The organism is Massilia violaceinigra (assembly GCF_002752675.1).
GTDB lineage: Bacteria > Pseudomonadota > Gammaproteobacteria > Burkholderiales > Burkholderiaceae_D > Telluria_A > Telluria_A violaceinigra.
This window is the reverse complement of the sequence record NZ_CP024608.1, coordinates 2,569,700-2,588,606: the sequence shown is the minus strand read 5'-3', so window position 1 is coordinate 2,588,606 and position 18,907 is coordinate 2,569,700. Positions and strand designations below refer to the sequence as shown.

Below are 18,907 nucleotides of genomic sequence, written 5' to 3'. Positions count from 1 at the left end.
GCTAGTCCCGGTCAAAGTAAATATCGACGATGAAGATCGTCGCCTGGCCCGCTTCGAGGGTCCAGATGGAGTCGCCCTCGAACAGCACCGCGTCGTAGCGCACCATGCCGATCCGTTCGTCGTCGCTGCTCACTTCCAGGCTGTCGCCTTCGGCCAGGAACAATACCGTCACGTCGGCGCGGGTGGCAAAGCCGGACATGCCCGACAGGCTGCGCTTGCCCATCTGGTGATGGCAGCGTTCGCGCCGCGTCATGACATTGAAATCCGTGGTCGGCTGCGCCCCGACGGTGGCAATGACTTGCGATTCGCCGGCAAACTCCACTACCGGCTCGTCGTCGCCGAGCACAAAACGGCCGTTGCCATCGATATCGAGCGTCACGCCCGGGCCTTCGACCAGCGCCAGGGTGCGGTCGATGCCGGGAAAGACCGAGAACGGTCCGCTGCTGGCGATGGTGGCGAGGCTGATGCGCCAATCAAAAGTATCGAGCCCCGCCTGCGGCGGCGAGATCGCGATTTCGGTGGTACTGCCGCCGCCGTTTTTCCACGGCGACGCTTCCAGGCTGGCAAAGGGAATCAGGACGGTCATGGTCGTAGCTTGCGCAGTGCGGCGATGGTCTGTTTGTAGCGCTGCGCAATCGCCGTTTGCGCAATGTGCTCGTGATTGCGCACGACCCAGCGGCCGCCCACCACCACATCCCGGACAAGATTGTCGTTACCGCAGAAAACCAGGCTACCCAGCACATCCTGCGCGCCGATGCCGGCCAGATTCGCCGAATCGCTGTCGAGCACCAGCAGGTCGGCCCGTTTGCCTGCCGCCAGCGCGCCCACCGGGCGCCCGCTGGCCAGCGCGCCGCCCTGCAAGGCGCCCTGCCACAAAAAGTCGCCGACCCGGCGCTGGGCCGGCGACGACGCCACATTGCGCTTCTGGTGCAGCAGGCGCTGGCCGTATTCGAGCCAGCGCAGTTCCTCCACCGGCGACTGCGACACGTGGCTGTCGCTGCCGATGCCGATACGCCCGCCGGCGGCCAGGAATGGCGCCAGCGGGAACAGGCCGTCGCCCAGGTTCGCCTCCGTGGTCGGGCACAGGCCCGCCACGGCGCCGCTGGCGGCCAGCGCGGCCACCTCGCCATCGTCCAGATGGGTGGCGTGCACCAGGCACCAGCGCGCGTCAATCGCGACTTGCTCCATCAGATGACGCACCGGGCGTTGCCCGGTCAACGCCAGGCACTGCTCCACTTCGCCCTGCTGCTCGGCGATGTGAATGTGCAGCGGGCGGCTGGCCGGCAGCGCCGCCAGCACCTCGCGGATCTGCCCGAGCGATGCCGCGCGCAGCGAATGCGGTGCCACGCCGGCTTCGACCTGGCCGCTGCGCAAAGGTTCAAGCGCGTCGACGATGCGCAGCACGTCGGCGGCATCGGTACGGAAGCGCTGCTGCTCCGGCGCCAGCGGTTTTTCTCCAAAGCCGGCGTAGCTGTACAACACCGGCAGCATGGTCACGCCGATGCCGGTCAATTGCGCGGCGGCGACGACGCGTTCGGCCGTTTCCGCCGGCCGCGCGTACATCGCGCCGTCCTGGTCGCGCTGCACGTAATGAAATTCGCACACCGAGGTATAACCGTGGCGCAGGCATTCGGAAAACAGCTGCGCGGCGATGGCCTCGATATGTTCTGGCGTGATGTTGCGCGCAAAGCGGTACATCAGCTGGCGCCAGGTCCAGAAGCTGTCCGGCCCCTCGCCCGCGGTTTCGGTCAGGCCGCCAAGGGCGCGCTGGAACGCGTGCGAATGCAGGTTGACCATGCCCGGCAAGACCAGGTCGGCCAGCGGCTCGCCGTCGTGCTGCACGCCAGGCGTGACGGACAGCAGCGTGCCGCCGGCATCCCACTCAAGCCGCACATCGGCCTGCCAGCCCTGCGCCAGCAATGCCTGGCGCGCGAAAAGGACGCGCGGCTCGCTCATGAGCGCACCCAGCCCACCGCGGCTTCGGCGAGCTTGCGCAGCAGCGGCTGGACCTGGGCCGCAATCTCGGGACGGTAAGCGAACGGCGCGCTTTCATCCATGTACAGGACCTGGCACATCTCGAGCTGGATCGCATGCACGTTCACGTCCGGCTGGCCGTAGTGGCGCGTGATATAGCCGCCCTTGAAGCGCCCATTGACGGCGACCGAAAAACGGTCCTGCGCCTGCGCCACGCCCACCACCGCCTGCTCCAGCCCCGGCGCGCACGAGGTGCCCTGGGCAGTGCCGAAATTGAGGTCCGGCAGGCGCCCGTCGAAAAAGCGCGGCACCACCGAGGCGATCGAATGGGCGTCCCACAGCACCACCCTGCCGTGCAGCGCCAGCAGGCGGTCGATTTCCGAACGCAGCTGGCGGTGATACGGCTGCCAGTAGCGGATAAGGCGTCCGCGCACGTCGTTCTCGTCGGGGGCCTGGCCTTCCTGGTACAGCGCCGTGTTGGCGAAGGTGTCGACCGGACAAAGCCCGGTCGTGTCCAGGCCCGGATACAGGTTGGTGTCTTCCGGCGGGCGATTGAGGTCGATCACATAGCGCGACCAGCGCGCCGCCAGGGTCGACGCGCCCATCTCGCCCAGGAAACCGTACAGCTGCGCCAGGTGCCAGTCGGTGTCGGGACGGGCCAGCGCGTCGCGCGACAGACGCGCGGCGATGTCGTCCGGGATGTCGGTACCCACGTGCGGCATCGACACCAGCAAAGGAATACTGCCCGCCTTGAACTCAAAATCCATGATCACCCACCTTTACCTTTTTTACATTATGGCCCGATTATCAATGCGAGGGCACAGCGCTGTACAGCGCCGCGAACAGCGGCTTGCAGGAAGCACTCAACTCACCGCCCAGCACCATCTGGCGCGCCGCCTCGATATCCGGGGCAAAAAAGCGGTCGGCGTCAAAAAACGGCACCTTCTGGCGCAATTGCTGATGCACGTGCTCCAGGTGCGGCGAGGAGGTGAGCGGACGGTGGAAATCGATCCCCTGCGCCGCGGCCAGCAGCTCGATGGCCACAATCACCGCCGTATTTTGCGCCATGTCGTCCAGACGGCGCGCCGCAAAGGTGGCCATGCTCACATGGTCTTCCTGATTGGCGGACGTGGGCAGGCTGTCCACGCTGGCCGGATGGGCCAGCGACTTGTTTTCCGACGCCAGCGCGGCCGCGGTCACGTGGGCGATCATGAAGCCCGAATTGACGCCCGGCTCGCGCACCAGGAATGGCGGAAGACCCGACAAGGTGGCGTCGATCAGCAGCGCGATGCGGCGCTCGGCCAGGCCGCCGATTTCGGCGATCGCCAGCGCCAGCGTGTCGGCCGCAAAGGCGACCGGCTCGGCGTGGAAATTGCCGCCCGAGATAATCTCGCCGGTGTCGGCGAAAATGAGCGGATTGTCGGTGACAGCATTCGCTTCGATCAGCAGGGTGCGCGACACGTTCGCGATCAGGTCCATGATCGCGCCCATGACTTGCGGCTGGCAGCGCAGGCTGTAAGGGTCCTGTACACGCTCGTCGCCGACCAGGTGCGAGGCGCGGATCGCGCTCGACGCCACCAGCTGGCGGTAGATCGCGGCGGCCGCGATCTGGCCCGGCTGGCCGCGCACTTCATGCACGCGCGCGTCGAACGGCGCATCGCTGCCCTTGGCCGCGTCCAGCGACAGGGAACCGGCCACCATGGCCGCTTCCAGCAGGCGTTCGGTCATGAACAGGCCATGCAGCGCCAGCGCGGTCGACACCTGGGTGCCGTTGATCAGCGCCAGCCCTTCCTTGGGGCCGAGCACCACCGGCGCGATGCCGGCGGCCTTGAGCGCGTCCGCCGCGTCGAGCAGTTCGCCGTTCACGCGCACCTGGCCCACGCCCAGCATCGCCAAGGTCATGTGCGCCAGCGGCGCCAGGTCGCCCGAGGCGCCGACCGAGCCCTTGGCCGGAATGGCGGGCATGATGCCGGCGTTGTACAGCGCGATCAGGGTATCGATGATGAGCGGGCGCACGCCCGAAAAGCCGCGCGCCAGGCTGCCGATTTTCATCAGCACGATCAGGCGCACCACCGCGTCCGACAGCAGCGCACCGGTGCCGACCGAGTGCGACAGGATCAGGTTGCGCTGCAGTTCTTCCAGTTTTTCGTCCGGAATGCGGGTCTTGGCCAGGATGCCGAAACCGGTGTTGATGCCGTAGGCGGCATCGCCCTTGGCGACGATGGCGTCGACCGCCGCGGCCGAAGCCTTGATGACCGGGTAAGCCGAAGGCGCCAGCGTCAGCGCGCCTGGTGCGGCCCACACGGCGCGCAGGTCGGCCATGCTCATCGCGCCGGGAGTGAGGGTCCAGCCCTTGTTCGAAGTCGTGTTCATGTTTGCTCTGGTTAGATGTGCGTGGAGGTTACGGAACCATCGGCAGGTTCAAGCCATTGCGCTTGGCGCAGGCGACCGCTGTCTCATAGCCGGCGTCGGCGTGGCGCATGACGCCAGAGCCACTGTCGTTGACCAGCACCCGTGCCAGCCGTTTGGCGGCGGCCTCGGTGCCGTCGGCCACGATGACCACGCCCGAATGCTGCGAGTAGCCCATGCCGACGCCGCCGCCGTGATGCAGCGACACCCAGGTGGCGCCGCCCGCGGTATTGAGAAGCGCGTTCAGGAGCGGCCAGTCGGACACCGCATCGGTGCCGTCGCGCATGGCTTCCGTTTCGCGGTTCGGGCTGGCGACCGAGCCGGTATCGAGATGGTCACGGCCGATGACGATGGGCGCTTTCAGCTCTCCCGTGCGCACCATTTCGTTGAAGGCCAGGCCGGCGATATGACGCTCGCCCAGGCCCAGCCAGCAAATACGCGCCGGCAGCCCCTGGAAGGCGATGCGCTCGCGCGCCATGTCGAGCCAGTGGTGCACCTGCTTCTGCTCCGGGAACAGCTCCTTGATCTTGGCATCGGTCTTGTAGATATCTTCCGGGTCGCCCGACAGCGCCACCCAGCGGAACGGGCCACGGCCCTCGCAGAACTGGGGCCGGATATACGCCGGCACGAAGCCGGGGAAGGCGAAGGCATCGAGCACGCCCTGATCCTTGGCCACCTGGCGGATGTTGTTGCCGTAATCGACGGCCTTCACGCCCATGGCGTGGAAGTCGAGGATGGCCTGCACATGCACCGCGCACGATGCCGCCGCCTCGGCGGTCAGGCGCGCATGCTGGGACGGATCCTTCTGCGCCGCCTTCCACTGCTCGACCGTCCAGCCGCGCGGCAGGTAGCCGTTGATCAGGTCATGCGCAGAGGTCTGGTCGGTCACCATGTCCGGCACCAGGCCGCCGGCCTTGGCGCGCCGCACCAGCTCCGGCAGCACGTCGGCCGCGTTGCCCAGCAAGCCAATCGACACCGCTTCGCGCGCGGCCGTGTGCTGCTTGATCAGCGCGATGGCGTCGTCGATATCCCTGGCCTGCTTGTCCAGGTAGCGGGTGCGCAGGCGGAAGTCGATGCTGCTTTGCTGGCACTCGATATTGAGCGAGACCGCGCCGGCGAAAGTGGCTGCCAGCGGCTGCGCGCCACCCATGCCGCCCAGGCCCGCGGTGAGAATCCAGCGTCCGCCCCAGTCGCCGCCGAAATGCTGGCGGCCCGCCTCGGCGAAGGTTTCGTACGTGCCCTGCACGATGCCCTGGGTGCCGATGTAGATCCAGCTGCCGGCCGTCATCTGGCCGTACATGAACAGGCCCTTGCGATCGAGTTCATTGAAGTGTTCCCAGTTGGCCCACTTGGGCACCAGGTTCGAGTTGGCGATCAGAACGCGCGGCGCGTCCGGGTGGGTCTGGAACACGCCGACCGGTTTGCCCGACTGGATCAGCAAGGTCTGGTCGTCTTCCAGTTCGCGCAGGGATGCGAGGATCTGGTCGTAGCAGGCCCAGTTGCGGGCCGCCCGGCCGATGCCGCCGTAGACCACCAGGTGCTTGGGGTTTTCCGCCACCTCCGCGTCCAGATTATTCTGGATCATGCGGTAGGCCGCCTCCGTCAGCCAGCTTTTGCAAGCCAGTTCGGTGCCGCGCGGAGCGCGGATCGTGCGGCTGGCGTCGAAGCGGGGATCGTCATCGAAACTGGTCGGATCGGTGGTCATGGCATCTCCTTCAAGAGTTTAGGGGCAGGCGCGTGCGCAAGCGGCACGCGCCCCGTGCAGTTTCAAAGTCTAAGTTGTATATACAACCAAGTCAAATCATTTATGCGCCCCTTCGGGCTTACTCTTTTTTGAACACCTGGCGCCCTGCGACCCAGGTTTGCAGCACGCCGACCTTGTGGATATCGGCCGCCGGCATGGTGAACAGGTCCTGGTCGACGACGATGAAATCGGCCCATTTTCCCTTCTCCAGCGAGCCGGTGGTTTTTTCCTGATGGCCGGCCCATGCCGCGTCGAGCGTGAAGCAGCGCAGCGCTTCCTTGAGCGTCATCGCCTCGTTGGCGTACCAGCCGGCGGCCGGCCGGCCCGCGGCGTCCTGGCGCGTGACGGCCGCGTGGATGCCGAAGAAGGGGTTGGACGACTCCACCGGAAAGTCCGATCCGCAGGCGATGCGCGAGCCTTGCTTGAGAAAAGTGCGCCAGGCGTAGGCGCCCTTGATGCGCTCCGGGCCGACGCGCTGTTCGGCCATGTTCATGTCGGACGTGGCGTGGGTCGGCTGCATCGACGGCACGATGCCGATGGTCTTGAAGCGCGCGATATCGGACGGCGCCACGACCTGCGCGTGCTCGACGCGGTGGCGCAGCGCGGCGCCGCCTTTGCTCTTATAGCGCGCGATCAGCTGCTGGTAGCCATCGAGGATCTGGCGGTTGCCGGCATCGCCGATGGCGTGCACGTTGACCTGGTAGCCGCCCCGCATGGCCTTGTCCATCATTGCGTGGATATCGGCGTTCTGGCGAAACAGCAGGCCGAGCGACTTGGGTTCGTCGCTATAGGGCGCGATGAGCGCCGCGCCGCGGCTGCCCAGGGCACCGTCCGAATACAGCTTGACCGCGCGCAGCGCATACAGATCGCTGGCGTAGGTCTTGAGCGGGCCCCTGGCCGAGAGCTGGTCGAAGTCGGCGCCGACGTCGCCGATCATGCCGTACACGCGCGCCGTCAGCTTGCCCTGATCGGCGTAGCTGCGGTAGAGGGCATCCTGGCCCACGTTGACGCCCGCATCGTGCACGCTGGTCAGGCCCATTTGCGCGATCTGCTGGAGGGCGCGGTCGAGGACGACGCGTGCCTGGGCCTCGGACTGCTTGGGCAGGACTTTGGCCACCAGGTCCTGGGCGGCGTCGATCAGCACACCGGTGGCGTTGCCGTCGGCGTCGCGCACGATCTTGCCGCCGGCCGGGTCGGGGGTATCCCTGGTGATGCCGGCCAGTTGCATGGCGCGCGTGTTGGCCCAGCCGGCGTGGCCGTCGACCCGTTCGAGCCAGATGGGGCGGTCGGCGACGGCGCCATCGAGTTCGGCGGCGGTGGGGAAGCGGCCCAGTTTCCAGATTTCCTGGTTCCAGCCACGGCCGCGCAGCCAGGCGTGCGCGGGATTGGCACGCGCGTAGTCGGTGGCTGCTTTCAGGGCGTCGGCCAGGGTGGCGCTGCCGGCCAGGTCGAGCTGGGTGAGCATCTCGCCCAGGCCGAACACGTGGCCGTGGGCGTCGATCAGGCCGGGGAGGACGGTTTTTCCCTGCAGATCGATATGGCGCGCCTTGGGCGCTTTGGCGCGGGTCTGGGCGGCGCTGCCGACGGCCAGGATACGGCCCTCGTCATCGAACGCCAGGGACGTGAAGCGCAGCAGCTCGTTGCGGCTGTTGAGGGTATAGCCGTTGGCGTTATCGAGGACGGTGTCAGCCTGCGCCGGCGCGGCCGCACCGAAGGCGGCGAGGATGGCGAGGCAGCACGGCAAAGGGATCGGACGCATCATTTCTCCATTCGGTGGGCAAGCCCAAAGTGTAGCGCGCTTTGCCTCCTCGTCAACTTGTTGCTTAACCGGGGTCAGAGCTTTGACTAGCAATTCAATTCCCAATTACACGCTGTTACAACACAGGTGCAACACCGGGGTCAGAGCTCTGATTAGCAATAAAACGCACGCAATTGATGCAGCGCCATGATCACACCGTCTAAGGCGTTACGCTGACGCAGGTTGTCTATGCCCACCATTTTTCCGGAGCACCTTATGCCCCGCCGAACCCGTCTGATTATCCCCGACATTCCTCTTCATATCATTCAGCGAGGCAATAACCGCACGCCTTGCTTTTTTGCTGAAGCGGACTATCTCGTGTATCTCGATATGCTTCGACTTTCAGCTCAACAGGCAGAATGTCGCGTACATGCGTATGTGCTGATGACGAACCATGTGCATTTACTGGTATCTCCGCAGTCTTGCTCATCGCCGGCGACCATGATGAAAACGTTGGGAGAGCGCTACGTTCCGTATGTCAACCGGCGCCGCAACCGAACGGGCACGCTATGGCAGGGACGATATCGCTCGTGCCTGGTCCAGGACGCACAATATCTGTTTGTGTGTCAGCGCTATATCGAACTGAACCCGGTGCGCGCCGGCATGGTAGCTCACCCGCTGGACTACCGGTGGTCGAGTTATCAGGCGAATGCATACGGAGGAGCAAGCAACATTATCGAACCGCACGCTCTCTATGCAGCACTCGGCACGGAGCGGCTCGAATGCCAGCTCAGGTATCGCGCATTGTTCGAGGAAGAAATGGCTTGGACAATGATCGAGCAAGTACGCCACGCCACTAATCGGAACGCCGTATTTGGAAGCGAAGAGTTCATTGAGCGGATGGCAATCGTCAGCGGAAACGACGTCATGCCAAGGCGGCGAGGACGGTGTCGAGACTAGACCACGGGCAATGATTTCTAATTAAAGCTCTGACCCGGTTGTAAGAAAACTGACTTCGGTTGACGGATTATGGGGAAAATTTCAAATTAGAGCTCTGACCCCGGTTGTAGGACTATGCCAAGGCGGCGAGGACGGTGTCGAGACTAGACCACGGGCAATGATTTCTAATTAAAGCTCTGACCCCGGTTGTAAGAAAACTGACTTCGGTTGACGGATTATGGGGAAAATTTCAAATTAGAGCTCTGACCCCGGTTGTAGGACTATTCGGCGTCGTGGAAGATGATGCCGAGGGTGTGGCGCTGCCCGGAGCGCAAGCGGCTCACGCCGTGCCGCATGCTGACGCGGTAGACGCCGCGGGTGCCGTTCACCGGCCGCTGGTTCACCGGGAAGATCACGGCGTCGCCCTGCCCCAACCCCACCACCTCGACCCGCGATTGCATCCGTGGGCGCTGTTCGGTCAGCACGAATTCGCCGCCGGTGAAATCTTCCCCCGGCTGCGACAGCAGTACCGCAACCTGCAAGGGGAACACGTGTTCGCCGTACAGGTCCTGGTGCAGGCAGTTGTAGTCGCCTTCGCGATAGCGCAGGATCAGGGGCGTGGGCCGCTCCTGCCCCGCCGCGTGGCAGCGCGCCAGGAACTCGCCGTGACGCGCCGGGAAACGCGTCTCGATCCCCATCGCCTCATGCCAGCGGTTGGCAATGCGCGCCAGCGGTTCGTACAGCGCCGCGCGCAGCGCCGCCAGCCCCCCGGGCAGCGGGTACCCGAAATAGCGGTACTCGCCGCGCCCGAAACCATGCCGCTCCATCACCACCCGGCTGCGGTAGCGCGCTTCGTCGTCGTAGGCGCCGGCATAGGCGCGGCAGTCCCGCGCATCGAGCAGGCCTTCCACCACGGCGCACCCGTGCGCATCGAGGCCGGCGCCGATCCGGTCCCAGTCGATCGCCACGCTCATGCCGCGCCACCATCGCCGCTCTCGCGCTCGCGCTCGAGCAGGATGCGCTTGCGCTCGACGCCCCAGCGGTAGCCGGACAGCGTGCCGTCCGTGCGCACCACCCGGTGACAGGGAATCGCCACCGCGACCGGATTGGCGGCGCACGCCCCGGCAATCGCGCGCGCTCCGGCCGGCAAGCCAATGCGCGCGGCCAGTTCGGCGTAGCTGACGGTCTGCCCGGCCGGGATGTCGCGCAGCGCCTGCCATACGCGCTGCTGGAAGGCGGTGCCGCGCACGTCGAGCGGCAGGTCGAGACCGACGCCGGGCGCTTCGACCAGGCCGACCACGCGCGCGACCGTGGCCTCGAAGCCGGCGTCGGCGCCGCGCAGGTCGGCCGCGGGGAAGCGGTCCTGCAGGTCGCGCGCCAGCAGGTCGGGGTCGTCGCCGATCAAAATGGCGCAGATGCCCTTGTCGGTGGACGCGACCAGGATCGCGCCGAGCGAGCAGGCGCCGATCGCGAAGCGGATCACGGTGCCGCTGCCGCCGGCGCGCCAGGCGGTGGGGGTCATGCCGAGCCGCGCGGGGGCGCTGGCGTAAAAGCGCGCGCTGGAGTTGTAGCCGGCCGCGTAAATGGCTTCGGTGACGCTGCCGGCCGTGGCCAGGCCGGCGTCGACCTTGCCGGCGCGGCGCGCGGCGGCGTAGGCCTTGGGCGTGATGCCGGTGTGGTGCTTGAAGACGCGGTGAAAATGGAAGCGGCTCATGCCGCACGCCTCGGCCAGGCTGTCGAGGTCCAATCCGGCCTCGCTGGCGTCGATCAGGCGGCAGGCGCGCGCCACCATCTGGGCGTGGCGTTCGCCCAGCGGCGGCTGGTCCGGCTTGCAGCGCAGGCAGGGCCGAAAGCCGGCCCGCACGGCCTCGGCGCCGCTGGGGTGGAAAGCGACGTTGGCGCGCAGGGCGGCGCGCGCGCCGCACGAGGGCCGGCAGTAGACGCCCGTGGTCCTGACCGAGTAATAAAAGACGCCATCGGCGCCGGCGTCGCGCCGCTGCACCGCGGCCCAGCGCGCGTCGTCGTTGTCGTAGCCGGTGCTGCTGCCGGCACTGTTCATGTTCATTGCTGTTGTCATGGCTGTGCTCCCGCTGCCGTTCCTGATCCGGTTCGCGATCGAATCGCATGCACCCATCGTAGGTGGCCCGGCGCCGGCGGTCATCCCGCTGCTTGCTTTTGAATCCGGCGCCGCGGCCACGGTGCTAGAATCAGGGTTTGAGCCGGCCTTCGGAGAGTAGTTTGGAACAGCAGATTGCGCAAGACACGACGCCGATTTTCCAGCGCATCAAGGATTATCTGCTGGGCGAAATCGCCGCCGGGCGCTGGAAGGAGGGCGATGTGGTGCCGTCCGAGCAGGCCCTGGTGCGCCAGTTCGGGGTCTCGCGCATGACCGTCAACCGCGCCGTGCGCGAGCTGACCGCCGAGCAGGTGCTGACGCGCCGCCAGGGCTCGGGCACCTATGTGGCGCCGCAGAAGTACCAGGCCACGCTGGTGGAAATCCGCAGCATCGCCGATGAAATCCGCGCCCGCGGCCACCGTCACCACAGCAGCTTGCACCTGCTCGATAAGGCGCGCGCCAGCGAGCTGCTGGCGCTGCAGTTCGCGCTGGCGCCCGGCCAGCCGCTGTTTCATTCGGTGATCGTGCATTTCGAGAACGAGGTGCCGATCCAGGTCGAGGACCGCTGGGTCAATCCGGCTTGCGCGCCCGATTACCTGGCCCAGGATTTTGCGGCCATCACACCCAACGAGCACCTGATGAAGGCCGCGCCCCTGCAAAGCGCGAGCTACAGCATCGAGGCCCTGCCCGCCCCGCGCGACATCGCCGCGATGCTGGCGATCGGACCGCGCCAGTGTTGTCTGGTGCTCAAGCGCAAGACACACGCCCTTGGACAAATCGCGTCGGTCGTGACAATGTGGCATCCCGGCCAGCTGTATCAGTTCACCGGCAAGGTCGGCTGAGCAGGCCGAATCCCTCAGCAACAGCAGAAATACGACACTTTTGCCCGCACGATAGGCGAAGATTCCTTTTGGTAAATTCCCGGAGTCAAAAAATGGCTACTATGGAGGTAGCCTAACTCCACTTCCGATGGCCCCGCCATGCCCTTTCCGACCTTGTCCACCCGCCCCCGTGACGCGTTGCGCTGGCTGCGCACCTGCGCCCTGCTGGCGGCGGCGCTGACGGGCGCGGACGCGCTGGCGCTGGAAAAAGTCGTGGTCCAGCTCAAGTGGCAGCACCAGTTCCAGTTCGCCGGCTATTACGCGGCCCAGGAACAGGGTTTTTACCGCGAGGCGGGACTGGACGTGACGTTGCGCGAGGCCGAGCGCGGCGACGACGCGGTGTCGGCGGTGACCTCGGGCGCGGCCGAGTATGGGGTGGCCAATTCGAATCTGCTGGTGGCGCGCGGGCGCGGCAAGCCGGTGGTGGTGCTGGCGTCGGTGTTCCAGCATTCGCCGGCGGTGCTGCTGGCGCGCGCCGGCGCCGACGGGCAGCCGCAGTTGCCGCCCACCGGCACGGTGATGATTTCGCCCAACAGCGTGGAGCTGCTGGTCTTTATGAAGAAGTTCGGGGCGCCGCTGGCCAACTATGCGCAGGTGCGGCACAGTTATAACGTGGGCGACCTGGCCAGCGGCCGGGTGGCGGCCATGTCGGCCTTCAGCACCGACCAGCCTTACCTGCTCGAACGCGCGCAGACCCCCGTTACGATGCTCACGCCGCGCTCGGCCGGCATCGATTTTTACGGCGACCTGTTGTTTACCAGCGAGACCGAACTGCGCGAGCATCCGGCGCGCGCAGCCGCCATGCGCGCGGCCACCCTGCGCGGCTGGAGCTATGCGCTGGCGCACCAGGCCGACATCGTGGACCTGATCCGGGCCCGCTATCCGCATCGACTCAGCCGCGAGCACCTGCTGTACGAGGCGCGCGGCATCGTGCCGCTGATGGAGGCGGACATGCTGGAGCCGGGCTACAGCAATCCGGAACGCTGGCGCGCCATCGCGGCCGCCTACGCCAGTCTTGGCCTGCTGCCGGCCGGGTTTACGCTCGATGGCTTCCTGTACCAGGCGCCGCGCCAGCACGGGCCGCCCGCTTACCTGGCCGCGCTGGCGCTGGCGGCGCTGCTGCTGGTGGCCGGCGTGGCCCTGTGGCGCCTGCGGCGCATGGCGGCCACCCTGCGTACCGAACGCACCGTCCTCGCGGCCACGCGCGCACAGCTGGCCAGCAGCGAGAACCTGCTGCGCTTCGCGCTCGACGGCTCCGGCCATGGCACCTGGGAGTGGGTCCAGCACAGCGGCGAGCTGGTGTTGTCGGCGCGCTTCAAGGAGCTGCTCGGCTATGGCCCGGAAGAGTTCGGGGTCGATTTCAACGCCTGGCTGCTGCATGTGCACCCGGAAGACGTGGCACGCCTGAAGGCCGATCTTTCCGCCTGCCTCAGGTCGCCCGCGACCGGCAGCAACGTGCTGGCATGCGAATTTCGCATGCGCTGCAAGGATGGCCGCTGGAAGTGGATGCTCGGGCGCGGCATCGTGGTCGAACGCGATGCGAAGTCGCGCGCCCGCTGCGTGAGCGGCACCATGGCCGATATCGGCGACCGCAAGCAAGCCGAGGAGGCGCGCGTGCGCGCGGTGCTGGAAGCGTCGCCGGAAGCGATGCTGGTGCTCGACGCCGACGGCCGCATCCGCCATGCCAACCATCTGTGCGCGAGCAGCTTCGGGTATGCGCTCGAGACCCTGATCGGCATGCCGGCCGAGCAGCTTGCACCGGGCGTGCGCACGCCCGGCGCGCCAAACCAGGTGCTCACGGCGCAGCGGCGCGACGCCAGCCAGTTTCCGGCCGAAGTCAATCGCACGCCGATGCAGTTGCAGGGCCATACGCTGACCATCGTGTCGCTGCGCGACATCAGCGAGCGCCAGCGCGCCGAGCAGACGCTCAAGGCGCTGGCGGCGCGCCTGCACGAGATTTTGCAGATGATGCCGATCGGCCTGTACATCAAGGATACCGAGGGCCGCGTGACGCTCGTGAACAGCGCCTGCGAGAGCCAGTTCGGCCTGACCCTGGCGCAGTTGAGCGGGGACGAACAGGGCACGGGCGGCATGCTGAGCGCGCGCGAACGCGAAGCCTTCGCCGGCGGCGTGATGCTCGACGATGTCGAGACGGTGTACAACGCGCGCCTCGGCCGCGAGCAGCATGTGCGCACCATCCGGAAACCGGTCTGCAATGAGCAGGGCCAGAGCGAGTACCTGATCGCGATGATGGTCGATATGAGCGCGAGCATCGGCAACGAGCAGCAGCTGCGCGAATTGAACGAGCACCTGGAAGAGCGCGTGCAGCAGCGCACCGCGCAGCTGGACCAGGCCAAGAAGGTGGCCGAGGAAGCGAGCATGGCCAAGGGCCAGTTCCTGGCCAATATGAGCCACGAAATCCGCACCCCCATGAATGGGGTGATCGGCATGGCCTACCTGGCGCTCAAGACCGACCTCAATCCGCGCCAGCGCGACTACATCGAAAAAATCCGCTTCGCCGGCGAGCACCTGCTGGGCATCATCGACGATATCCTCGACTTTTCCAAGATCGAGGCGGGCAAGCTGGAAGTGGAAATGGTCGCCTTCACGCTCGACCATGTGATCCAGACCCTGTCGACGGTGGTCGCGCCCAAGGCCGCCACCAAGGACCTGGCGCTGGTGTTCGAGCTCGATCCGGCGCTGCCGCCGGCGCTGCAGGGCGATCCGCTGCGCCTGGGCCAGGTGCTGATCAACTATACCCACAATGCGATCAAGTTTTCCGACAGCGGCAGCATCACGATCCGGATCGACAATATCGACGACCGCGCCGACGACTGCCTGCTGCGCTTCCAGGTGTGCGACAACGGCATCGGCCTCACGCCGGAGCAGACGGCCAAGCTGTTCCAGTCGTTCCAGCAGGCCGACACCTCGACCACGCGCGAATACGGCGGCACCGGCCTGGGACTGGCGATCTGCAAGCAGCTGGCGCAGCTGATGGGGGGCGACGTCGGGGTCGAGAGCCATCCGGGCAGCGGCAGCTGCTTCTGGTTTACGGCGCGCGTGGGCAAGCTCGATCCGGCCGCCGTCGGCGCCCACGCCGGTAGCGATGGCGCCGCGGCCGGCGCGCGCGCGCCCGGCCAGGATGCGCTGCTGCGCGGCGCGCGCATCCTGCTGGTGGAGGATAATATCTTCAACCAGCAGATCGCCCTCGAAATGCTGGAGGAAGCCGGCTGCGTGGTATGCCTGGCGCAGAACGGCCTGGAAGCGCTCGATCTGCTGGCCAAGGCCAGTTTCGACTGCGTGCTGATGGATGTGCAGATGCCGGTCATGGACGGCTTGCAGGCCACGCGCCTGATCCGCCTCGACCCGCGCCTGGCCGGCCTGCGCGTGCTGGCCATGACGGCCAACGCCACCAGCGCGGACCGCGAGCGCTGCATGCAGGCCGGCATGGATGACTTCATCAGCAAACCGATCCAGCCGGTGGTGCTGTGCGACGCGGTGGCGCGCTGGCTGCCGCTGCGCGTGCCGGCGGCGGTGGCGGCGCCGGCCGCGCCGTCCCAGCCCGGCTTTCGCACGGTGGCGGGCGACCCGGAGGTGATCGACCTGACGGTGCTGGCCAAGCTGCTCAGCTACAATCAGGACAAGGTGCGCAAGTTCGCCTTCAAGTTCCTGCAGACCACCCAGGCCGGTTTCGACGAGATGGAAGCGGCGCTGGCGGCCGGCGACATCGATCGCGTGCGCGAGCTGGGCCACCGCATCAAGTCGTCGGCGCGCACGGTGGGGGCGATGGGCATGGGCGAGCTGTGCCTGCGCCTGGAAAACCTGGCCCATGGCAGCCCGGCCACCGAACGGGCCGAGGCCAGGGCCCTGGTTGCCCAGCTTTGGCCGCTGCTGGCGCGCATCACCGAACAGATCATGCAGAACACGACATTTGCCAACGACGCCTAAAAAAACGCGCGCGCACCTGCCGTTCGGAGGCGATCTCCGGGATAATAGCTGGGCATGCGCCAGTTCGCGTGACGCCAATAACGACAATAACAGCCGCTAAAGACAACCATGGACGACCCCGCCAACAAGGCCCCGGCCCCACGCATCCGCGTGCTGCTGCTGGACGACGATCATTTTATGCTGGAACTGCTGGCCGACATGCTGGCCGATATCGGCGCCGCGGCCGGCGCCGCCGTCAGTTTCGAGGTGCGCGCCGAATCGGACGCCAAGCGCGCCCTGGCCAGCCTGGCGTCCGATGCGCCGGCGCTGCTGATCTGCGACCTGTCGATGCCCGACATGGATGGCATCGAATTCATGCAGGCGGCGGCCGCGGCCGGTTTCGGCGGCGGCGTGATGCTGCTCTCGGGCATGGACAGCGGCGTGCGCAAGGCGGCCGAGCGGCTGGCCAAGGCGCACGGACTGAACGTGCTGGGCGCTTTCAAGAAGCCGATCAGCGCCCAGGAACTGCAGGCAGCGCTGGCCCCGCTGGTGGCAGCGTACAGCCCGGGGCAAGAGAATTCGTACAATCTTTCTCCCCTTTCGGGAAAATAGGTTATTATTTCGGCTAAATCCCCGCCTGATACCCTCTGCCGCCCTTCCCTATATTGAATTTGCACACACCGTCACCACCATAGTGTTGCAAGATGAAAAAGGAAACTGGCTGGCGATACCGAAGGGGACTTCGAAAACCGTCGCGAGCGGCACAAGATATGTTCGAGAAGCGCAGCCGTACCAAGGTACGGCGAGCCTCGCAGAACGCATCGTGCGCCGCGCGGCAGGTGGTTCGAGGTTCCCCGAAGCAGGGTCGGCTTATCCCCCAGGCGTTATTGACCCCCTACCTCATTTAGAGGAAAACATGAGCGAAAATATTAAACACGTTAGCGATGCATCTTTTGAAGCGGATGTCCTCAAGTCGGACCGTCCGGTGCTGGTCGATTTCTGGGCCGAGTGGTGCGGTCCGTGCAAGGCCATCGCTCCGATCCTGGAAGAAGTCGCCAAGGAATACGAAGGCAAGCTGGTCATCGCCAAGATGGATGTGGACGCCAACCAGGGCATTCCGCCGAAGTTCGAGATCCGCGGCATTCCGACCCTGATTCTGTTCAAGAATGGCGTTGTAGCGGCCAAAAAAATCGGCATGGTGACGAAGGGTCAGTTGACCTCCTTCATCGACAGCAATATTTAAGACGAAGTACAACGTGACCGCAGCGCGCCCGCGCTGCCGTCTTGTCCGGCCGGGAAGCGAGTTGGCCTCGACTGATTTCTTCCCAGATGATTAACCCACGCAGTTCCCTCCCCTACCTTTACTTCCCGTCACGGGACTCAACTCATGCACTTATCTGAACTGAAGGCCATGCACGTCTCCGCTCTGTTGGAGATGGCGATTGGCCTCGATATCGACAACGCAGCCCGCCTGCGCAAACAAGAACTGATGTTCGCCATTCTCAAGAAGCGCGCGAAATCGGGCGAACAGATTTTTGGCGACGGCGCTCTCGAAGTGCTGCCGGACGGCTTCGGCTTCCTGCGCTCGCCCGATGCCAGCTACATGGCCTCGACCGACGATATCTATATCTCGCCTTCGCAAATCCGCCGCTTCAACCTGCATACGGGCGATTCGATCGAAGGCGAAGTGCGCACCCCGAAAGACGGCGAGCGCTATTTCGCGCTGGTCAAGGTCGACAAGGTCAATGGCGAATCTCCGGAAGCGAGCAAGCACCGCATTCTGTTCGAGAACCTGACCCCGCTGCACCCGAACGAGCCGCTGCGCCTCGAGCGCGAAATGAATGGCCAGGAAAACATTACCGGCCGCATCATCGACCTGATCGCTCCGATCGGCAAGGGCCAGCGCGGCCTGCTGGTGGCGTCCCCGAAGTCGGGCAAGTCGGTCATCTTGCAGCACATCGCCCACGCGATCACGGCCAACCATCCGGACTGCACCCTGATCGTGCTGCTGATCGACGAACGTCCTGAGGAAGTGACCGAAATGCAGCGCTCCGTGCGCGGCGAAGTGGTTGCCTCGACCTTCGACGAACCCGCCACGCGCCACGTGCAAGTGGCCGAAATGGTGCTCGAAAAGGCCAAGCGCCTGGTCGAAATGAAAAAAGACGTGATCATCCTGCTGGACTCGATCACCCGCCTGGCGCGCGCCTACAACACCGTGATCCCTGCCTCGGGCAAGGTACTGACCGGTGGTGTGGATGCCAACGCGCTGCAGCGTCCGAAGCGTTTCTTCGGTGCGGCACGCAACATCGAAGAAGGCGGCTCGCTCACCATCATCGCCACCGCCCTGATCGAAACCGGTTCGCGCATGGATGACGTGATTTACGAGGAATTCAAGGGCACCGGCAACATGGAAGTCCACCTCGAGCGCCGTCTGGCCGAGAAGCGCGTCTACCCTGCGATCAACCTGAACAAATCCGGCACGCGCCGCGAAGAGTTGCTGATCAAGGCCGACCAGCTGCAGAAGATCTGGATCCTGCGCAAGCTGCTGTACTCGATGGACGAGATCGAGGCGATGGAGTTCATCCTCGACAAGATGAAGGCCACGAAGAACAACAATGAGTTCTTCGACATGATGCGCCGCGGCGGCTGATCCCCCCGAAAGCATCGCGAAAGGACGGCTGCGGCCGTCCTTTTTTCGTTCTGGGCAACACCGAGACCACACCGGGGGCCGCCCCTCAACGGAAAAACCGGAGCCTGACCCGAAGCGCTTTTACGTGACTTGTCACGAAAAATCACTGTATAATCGCCGGTTGCAGTATTTAACCCCTGGCAAGTGAGCGGCAATCGGGTCACGAGGCAAGACGACCGACGAAGTGCAGTTTGGCTACCAAACTAACCGAGGCAAGACCATGCGTAAAGATATCCATCCAGAATACCGCGACGTTGTATTCCACGACCTGTCGTGCGATTTCAAATTCGTTACCCGTTCGACCATCCAGACCCGCGAAAAAATCACCCACGAGGGCGCAGAATACCCACTGGTGAAGATCGAGGTGTCGGCTGAATCGCACCCGTTCTACACCGGCAAGCACAAAATCGTCGACACCGCTGGTCGCGTCGAGAAGTTCCGTCAGAAATTTGGCGCCGTCGGCTCCAAAACCGCGGTTGCAAACGGCTAA

The 18,907-nt window shown here is 65.4% G+C and carries 15 protein-coding genes; 7 read left to right on the top strand and 8 right to left on the bottom strand.

The features are described 5' to 3' along the window. Position 1 precedes the first annotated feature (1 nt). The 6 genes from CR152_RS11810 to CR152_RS11785 all read right to left on the bottom strand — a co-directional run bounded on the left by CR152_RS11810 (position 2) and on the right by CR152_RS11785 (position 7,886). Positions 2 to 586 carry a HutD/Ves family protein gene (locus CR152_RS11810; protein ID WP_099875084.1) on the bottom strand — a complete coding sequence of 195 codons (585 nt, stop codon included), beginning with the start codon at positions 584 to 586 and terminating at the stop codon, positions 2 to 4. Beyond that, positions 583 to 1,956 (bottom strand): formimidoylglutamate deiminase, encoded by a 1,374-nt coding sequence (locus CR152_RS11805; protein WP_099875083.1) that lies wholly within the window; start codon positions 1,954 to 1,956, stop codon positions 583 to 585. The genes CR152_RS11810 and CR152_RS11805 overlap by 4 nt, the downstream gene beginning before the upstream one ends. After that, positions 1,953 to 2,741 (bottom strand): N-formylglutamate deformylase, encoded by a 789-nt coding sequence (gene hutG / locus CR152_RS11800; protein WP_099882226.1) that lies wholly within the window; start codon positions 2,739 to 2,741, stop codon positions 1,953 to 1,955. Before hutG ends, CR152_RS11805 begins: the two co-directional genes overlap by 4 nt. Positions 2,742 to 2,781: 40 nt before the next feature. Beyond that, positions 2,782 to 4,347, bottom strand: coding sequence for a histidine ammonia-lyase (gene hutH / locus CR152_RS11795; protein WP_099875082.1), 1,566 nt, complete (start codon positions 4,345 to 4,347; stop codon positions 2,782 to 2,784). A gap of 28 nt (positions 4,348 to 4,375) precedes the next feature. Beyond that, a complete protein-coding gene (hutU, locus tag CR152_RS11790; protein WP_099875081.1) occupies positions 4,376 to 6,088 on the bottom strand; it encodes a urocanate hydratase in 1,713 nt (570 codons plus the stop codon). 118 nt (positions 6,089 to 6,206) lie between these two features. Then, complete coding sequence (locus CR152_RS11785) at positions 6,207 to 7,886, bottom strand: amidohydrolase (protein ID WP_099882224.1); 1,680 nt, start codon at positions 7,884 to 7,886, stop codon at positions 6,207 to 6,209. 228 nt (positions 7,887 to 8,114) lie between these two features. Between CR152_RS11785 and CR152_RS11780 the strand changes: the two genes are divergently transcribed. Then, positions 8,115 to 8,825, top strand: coding sequence for a transposase (locus CR152_RS11780; RefSeq protein WP_229413354.1), 711 nt, complete (start codon positions 8,115 to 8,117; stop codon positions 8,823 to 8,825). A 260-nt stretch (positions 8,826 to 9,085) separates the two neighbouring features. Here CR152_RS11780 and CR152_RS11775 read toward each other — a convergent pair whose 3' ends face one another. Continuing rightward, positions 9,086 to 9,778, bottom strand: coding sequence for a 2OG-Fe(II) oxygenase (locus CR152_RS11775; RefSeq protein WP_099875080.1), 693 nt, complete (start codon positions 9,776 to 9,778; stop codon positions 9,086 to 9,088). Then, on the bottom strand, positions 9,775 to 10,881 hold the full coding sequence (gene ada / locus CR152_RS11770; RefSeq protein ID WP_099875079.1) for a bifunctional DNA-binding transcriptional regulator/O6-methylguanine-DNA methyltransferase Ada: 1,107 nt from the start codon (positions 10,879 to 10,881) through the stop codon (positions 9,775 to 9,777). The genes CR152_RS11775 and ada overlap by 4 nt, the downstream gene beginning before the upstream one ends. Before the next feature lie 161 nt (positions 10,882 to 11,042). On the opposite strand from ada, the gene hutC reads away from it, so the two are divergent. The 6 genes from hutC (at position 11,043) to CR152_RS11740 (ending at position 18,907) form a co-directional block, all read left to right on the top strand. After that, positions 11,043 to 11,762 carry a histidine utilization transcriptional repressor HutC gene (hutC, locus tag CR152_RS11765; protein ID WP_099875078.1) on the top strand — a complete coding sequence of 240 codons (720 nt, stop codon included), beginning with the start codon at positions 11,043 to 11,045 and terminating at the stop codon, positions 11,760 to 11,762. Positions 11,763 to 11,900: 138 nt separating this feature from the next. Then, positions 11,901 to 15,749, top strand: a complete 3,849-nt coding sequence (locus CR152_RS11760; RefSeq protein WP_099875077.1) for an ABC transporter substrate-binding protein — start codon at positions 11,901 to 11,903, stop codon at positions 15,747 to 15,749. A gap of 108 nt (positions 15,750 to 15,857) precedes the next feature. Continuing rightward, a complete protein-coding gene (locus tag CR152_RS11755; RefSeq protein ID WP_099875076.1) occupies positions 15,858 to 16,340 on the top strand; it encodes a response regulator in 483 nt (160 codons plus the stop codon). A 304-nt stretch (positions 16,341 to 16,644) separates the two neighbouring features. Continuing rightward, positions 16,645 to 16,971, top strand: coding sequence for a thioredoxin TrxA (gene trxA, locus CR152_RS11750; RefSeq protein WP_099875075.1), 327 nt, complete (start codon positions 16,645 to 16,647; stop codon positions 16,969 to 16,971). 144 nt (positions 16,972 to 17,115) lie between these two features. Next, positions 17,116 to 18,378 (top strand): transcription termination factor Rho, encoded by a 1,263-nt coding sequence (rho, locus tag CR152_RS11745; RefSeq protein ID WP_054268339.1) that lies wholly within the window; start codon positions 17,116 to 17,118, stop codon positions 18,376 to 18,378. 259 nt (positions 18,379 to 18,637) lie between these two features. After that, positions 18,638 to 18,907, top strand: a complete 270-nt coding sequence (locus CR152_RS11740; protein ID WP_054268338.1) for a type B 50S ribosomal protein L31 — start codon at positions 18,638 to 18,640, stop codon at positions 18,905 to 18,907.

Excerpts from the sequence above, each read along its gene's own strand:
- CR152_RS11810 (WP_099875084.1), bottom strand. The coding sequence starts at position 586 with ATGACCGTCCTGATTCCCTTTGCCAGCCTGGAAGCGTCGCCGTGGAAA.
- CR152_RS11805 (WP_099875083.1), bottom strand. The coding sequence starts at position 1,956 with ATGAGCGAGCCGCGCGTCCTTTTCGCGCGCCAGGCATTGCTGGCGCAG.
- hutG (WP_099882226.1), bottom strand. The coding sequence starts at position 2,741 with ATGGATTTTGAGTTCAAGGCGGGCAGTATTCCTTTGCTGGTGTCGATG.
- hutH (WP_099875082.1), bottom strand. The coding sequence starts at position 4,347 with ATGAACACGACTTCGAACAAGGGCTGGACCCTCACTCCCGGCGCGATG.
- hutU (WP_099875081.1), bottom strand. The coding sequence starts at position 6,088 with ATGACCACCGATCCGACCAGTTTCGATGACGATCCCCGCTTCGACGCC.
- CR152_RS11785 (WP_099882224.1), bottom strand. The coding sequence starts at position 7,886 with ATGCGTCCGATCCCTTTGCCGTGCTGCCTCGCCATCCTCGCCGCCTTC.
- CR152_RS11780 (WP_229413354.1), top strand. The coding sequence starts at position 8,115 with ATGCCCACCATTTTTCCGGAGCACCTTATGCCCCGCCGAACCCGTCTG.
- CR152_RS11775 (WP_099875080.1), bottom strand. The coding sequence starts at position 9,778 with ATGAGCGTGGCGATCGACTGGGACCGGATCGGCGCCGGCCTCGATGCG.
- ada (WP_099875079.1), bottom strand. The coding sequence starts at position 10,881 with ATGACAACAGCAATGAACATGAACAGTGCCGGCAGCAGCACCGGCTAC.
- CR152_RS11760 (WP_099875077.1), top strand. The coding sequence starts at position 11,901 with ATGCCCTTTCCGACCTTGTCCACCCGCCCCCGTGACGCGTTGCGCTGG.
- CR152_RS11755 (WP_099875076.1), top strand. The coding sequence starts at position 15,858 with ATGGACGACCCCGCCAACAAGGCCCCGGCCCCACGCATCCGCGTGCTG.
- trxA (WP_099875075.1), top strand. The coding sequence starts at position 16,645 with ATGAGCGAAAATATTAAACACGTTAGCGATGCATCTTTTGAAGCGGAT.
- rho (WP_054268339.1), top strand. The coding sequence starts at position 17,116 with ATGCACTTATCTGAACTGAAGGCCATGCACGTCTCCGCTCTGTTGGAG.
- CR152_RS11740 (WP_054268338.1), top strand. The coding sequence starts at position 18,638 with ATGCGTAAAGATATCCATCCAGAATACCGCGACGTTGTATTCCACGAC.